Source organism: Endozoicomonas atrinae (assembly GCF_001647025.1).
In the GTDB taxonomy this organism is placed as follows: Bacteria; Pseudomonadota; Gammaproteobacteria; order Pseudomonadales; family Endozoicomonadaceae; genus Endozoicomonas; species Endozoicomonas atrinae.
Map to the genome: position 1 here is coordinate 1 of NZ_LUKQ02000383.1, position 3,792 is coordinate 3,792.

Sequence of the window (3,792 nt, forward strand, 5' to 3'; positions counted from 1 at the left end):
ACCATTCGCACCGGAGTTAAACAGCTCAGAAAGGCTATGGGAGTGGATGCGGGAGCATGACTTATCAAACAAAGCATTTTCAGGTTATGAAAATATTGTAGATTGTTGCTGTGAAGCTTGGAATAACCTTTGCAGCGAAGCTGGTCGACTGTTCAGTCTGTGCTCCCGTGATTGGGCAGTTATACAGTAGTTAGAAAATTCAATTGGTATAATGCCTGACTCAAGTAGGTCAGGGCAAATCCACCCACTAGCCCTGTTTGGATCAAGACCATAATGCCCAGAATGACAATCATTCGGGTTTTCAGTTTTATTGGGTGCAGGGCAAAAAACTGCTTTAGGTTGGCTGTGACGTTCATGCTTGTTTCTTATTTCAAAACTTCCGTGAACTTTATGAACAAAATACCCGTTAAGTTCAAAAGCTTCAGTCAGTGCTGGGGGCTGGTTAACCTGTCCTTAAAGGAAATAAAAAAACCTCAATAACCATAACAATTGTGAGGCCCCTTCAATGATACGTTCGCTTATCACGAAAAAACGTTCCTCTTTTCTGGCTACCGCCCTGACCGGATGTCTTGCTGCAGGTGCTTCAGTTCAAGCCATTGCTTTGGACGAGCTTCACTTTCTCATTCCTGGTGGAGCTGGTGGTGGTTGGGACAGTACAGCTCGTGGCACCGGTGAAGCACTCACCAAATCAGGCCTTGTTGACACCATCTCATATGAAAATATGTCCGGTGGAGGTGGCGGCAAAGCCATTGCCCATTTGATTGAAACAGCGGCTCAGCAGGGCGATACCTTGATGGTAAACTCCACACCAATCGTTATCCGCTCACTGTCAAAAGTATTTCCCCAGTCCTTTCGTGATCTGACACCGGTGGCAGCTACCATTGGTGATTTTGGGGCTTTTGTTGTTCGTGCTGACTCTCCTTATACCAGTTTCGAGCAAGTGGCAGAAGCATTTGTTAAGAATCCCCGCTCAGTGAAAGTCGCTGGAGGCTCAGCGCGTGGCAGTATGGATCATCTGGTTGCTGCCATGGCGTTCAAGGCTGCTGGTGGTGACCCACGTCGTGTGAAATATGTCGCTTATGATGCTGGTGGAAAGGCGATGGCCAGTTTGCTTTCTGGTGAAACGGATATTCTCTCGACCGGGCTGAGTGAAGCGCTGACTCTGGTTGATGCTGGTGAGGTAAGGGTTCTGGTGATGACGGGGGAAGAACGTTCTGATGCTGCTCCTGAAGTACCAACGTTGAAAGAGCTTGGCTATGACACGAGCTTCGTTAACTGGCGTGGTTTCTTTGGAGCACCGAATCTGAGCGAAGACAGGAAAGCCGAGTTTGTCCAGACGCTTGAGCAAATGTACGACACCGCTGAGTGGAAAGAAGTACGTGCCCGTTATGGCTGGTCGGAAATCTTCAAACCGGATCAGAAGTTTGTTGCTTTTCTCAGGGATCAAGAAGAAGAAGTTGGGTCGCTGATGCGTGAGCTGGGCTTCCTCAAGTAATCATCCAAAAGACCGTCGGCTCAGGCGGTCTCTTCCCTATCTGATGAGCAGCTGCTTTTTACAGGTGCTTAAGACCTGAGGTTATTCACATGACGTTGAGTAAGGATCAGATTGGTTCTCTGGTATTTCTATGCCTGTCACTGACCTATGGCTACTATGCTGGGCAGATACCCCTGCTGCCGGGGGATGAGTTTGAGCCTTTTCATGCGAGGACATTGCCTTATGCACTGGCTGGTTTAGGTGCTCTGCTGTCGTTTTTGTTGCTGGCAACCAGCTCGATGGCAAAGAGTCGAAGTGAAGCCAGACCAGCACCAGTATCTCTTGATTTTTCTCTGGTTGCCAAGCTGCTAGCTTTGATTGTGTTGTTTGCAGTTGCCCTGCAATGGATTGGTTTTCTATTGGCTACCACTGCGTTTCTTGCCGGGGGATACTGGTTGCTCGGTGAGCGACGTGCAAAAGTACTGCTGATGGCGTCACTGCCTTTTGCTGCAGCTATCTGGCTGGTACTGACAAAACTGCTGAATATATATCTGGCTCCTGGTCAGCTGTTTCTTATGGTGTCCGGAGGTTGATTATGCTGGATGGTCTATTTACAGGTTTAACGACAGCCGTCATGCCATTTAACCTGATGATGGTGGTGGTGGGCTGTTTTGCTGGTACGTTTATTGGCATGTTGCCAGGATTGGGGCCAATATCCGCTGTTGCCCTGATGATCCCGATCACCTACGGCCTTGACCCCTCTTCAGGCATCATTCTTATGGCGGGTGTCTATTATGGTGCCGTCTTTGGAGGCTCTACGTCTTCAATCCTGATTAACGCACCCGGATGTGCCAGCACAGTCGTCACGGCTTTTGATGGCTATCCCCTGGCTCAGCAGAACAAAGCGGGTAAAGCGCTGGCACTGGCTGCCTACTCTTCGTTTACGGGAGGAACCATCGGCGCCATTATTCTACTGTTTGCTGCACCGTTTCTGGCTTCTGTTTCCCTGAGCTTTCAGTCTGCTGACTACTTTGCGCTCATGCTTCTTGGTCTAACGGCAGTTGCCGCATTCGCAGGAAAAGGGCAAACCCTCAAAGCGATGATCATGACCGTCTTTGGGTTGATGATTGCTACTGTGGGAACCGACCTGATGTCAGGTACCACCCGCTTTACCTTCGATAATGTCAACTTGATTGATGGTATCAGCTTTCTATTGCTTGCCATGGCCACTTTTGCCCTGGCAGAAGTACTGATGTCAGTTATGAAGGGGGCGCATCGTGAGCAGGATCAGGCGATGGACAGTGAAGCGCTGGGCAGTATGAAACTGAGTCGTGATGAAGTAAAAGAAGTGGCTCCAACGGTCGCCCGTTCATCGGTATTTGGTTTTCTGGTTGGCGTACTGCCGGGTGCTGGGGCAACGATTGCTTCCTTTCTGGCCTATGGTCTTGAGCGCAACCTGGCCAGCGCCAAGCAGAAGTTACAGTTCGGTAAAGGTGCTCTTCGAGGGTTGGCGGCACCTGAGTCGGCCAATAATGCGGCTTCCACGGGCTCGTTTGTGCCATTATTAACTCTGGGGATACCGGGCTCTGGAACTACCGCAATTATGCTGGGGGCATTAATTGCCTATGGTATTCAGCCAGGGCCGCGCCTGTTTATGGATAACCCAGATGTGTTCTGGTCCGTCATTATTTCCATGTACTTCGGTAATCTGGTTCTGCTGATTCTTAACCTGCCATTGATTCCTTATATATCAAGGTTGCTGGCCATTCCCAGACCGATATTGATCCCTCTGATTTTGTTTTTCTCAATTACCGGGGTGTATCTGGTCAGCTTTAACACCTTTGATATTCATATGATGGTGATGATTACTGTTATTGCCCTTGGCCTGAAGTTGCTGGATTTCCCTATGGCTCCAATGCTGCTTGGGTTTATCCTGGGTGGTATTCTGGAAAATAATTTGAGTAGGGCTCTGACGCTTTCAGATGGCAGCCTTTCTTTCCTGTGGGAGCGTCCACTGACGTTGAGTATTTGCCTGATTGCCCTGGCGTTACTGATTTTGCCAATGGTTCGCAGTTTGCTGGAAATGAGAAATAAAAGTCAGGAAATATCCGGTGTTAATGTTGGTGAAGGGTGATGATTTATCCACCTAAGCTTGTTTATTAAATAGCCCTGCCTTCGGGGCTATTTTTTTCCTGATTACCACTGTACCTCAGCCAGCTTGAGAAGCCTTGCTGGCATGGGGCAAGTTCGTGCAGCCATGTAACCCAACCTTGACACCATTGCTTTCAAATCAAAGCGCCGGTTGAATCGATAACAAT

The 3,792-nt window shown here is 48.9% G+C and carries 4 protein-coding genes and 2 pseudogenes; 4 read left to right on the forward strand and 2 right to left on the reverse strand.

Translation table 11 applies throughout. From position 1 onward, the window contains the following. A pseudogene (locus tag AK963_RS36020) lies at window positions 1–190 on the forward strand (IS630 family transposase); the annotation flags it as partial. Here AK963_RS36020 and AK963_RS33730 read toward each other — a convergent pair. Continuing rightward, window positions 180–356 carry a hypothetical protein gene (locus AK963_RS33730; RefSeq protein WP_175404673.1) on the reverse strand — a complete coding sequence of 59 codons (177 nt, stop codon included), beginning with the start codon at window positions 354–356 and terminating at the stop codon, window positions 180–182. The pseudogene AK963_RS36020 and the gene AK963_RS33730 overlap by 11 nt on opposite strands. A 149-nt stretch (window positions 357–505) precedes the next feature. On the opposite strand from AK963_RS33730, the gene AK963_RS26600 reads away from it, so the two are divergent. The 3 genes from AK963_RS26600 (at window position 506) to AK963_RS26610 (ending at window position 3,608) form a co-directional block, all read left to right on the forward strand. After that, window positions 506–1,495: a tripartite tricarboxylate transporter substrate binding protein gene (locus AK963_RS26600; protein WP_066018369.1), complete on the forward strand. Its 990-nt coding sequence runs from the start codon at window positions 506–508 to the stop codon at window positions 1,493–1,495. 89 nt (window positions 1,496–1,584) lie between these two features. After that, a complete protein-coding gene (locus tag AK963_RS26605) occupies window positions 1,585–2,067 on the forward strand; it encodes a tripartite tricarboxylate transporter TctB family protein (protein WP_066018370.1) in 483 nt (160 codons plus the stop codon). A 2-nt stretch (window positions 2,068–2,069) separates the two neighbouring features. Beyond that, entirely contained in the window at window positions 2,070–3,608 is a 1,539-nt protein-coding gene (locus tag AK963_RS26610) for a tripartite tricarboxylate transporter permease (RefSeq protein ID WP_066018371.1), read from the forward strand. Window positions 3,609–3,670: 62 nt separating this feature from the next. Here AK963_RS26610 and AK963_RS32585 read toward each other — a convergent pair. Then, window positions 3,671–3,792 (reverse strand): annotated as a pseudogene (locus tag AK963_RS32585) (IS1595 family transposase); the annotation flags it as partial.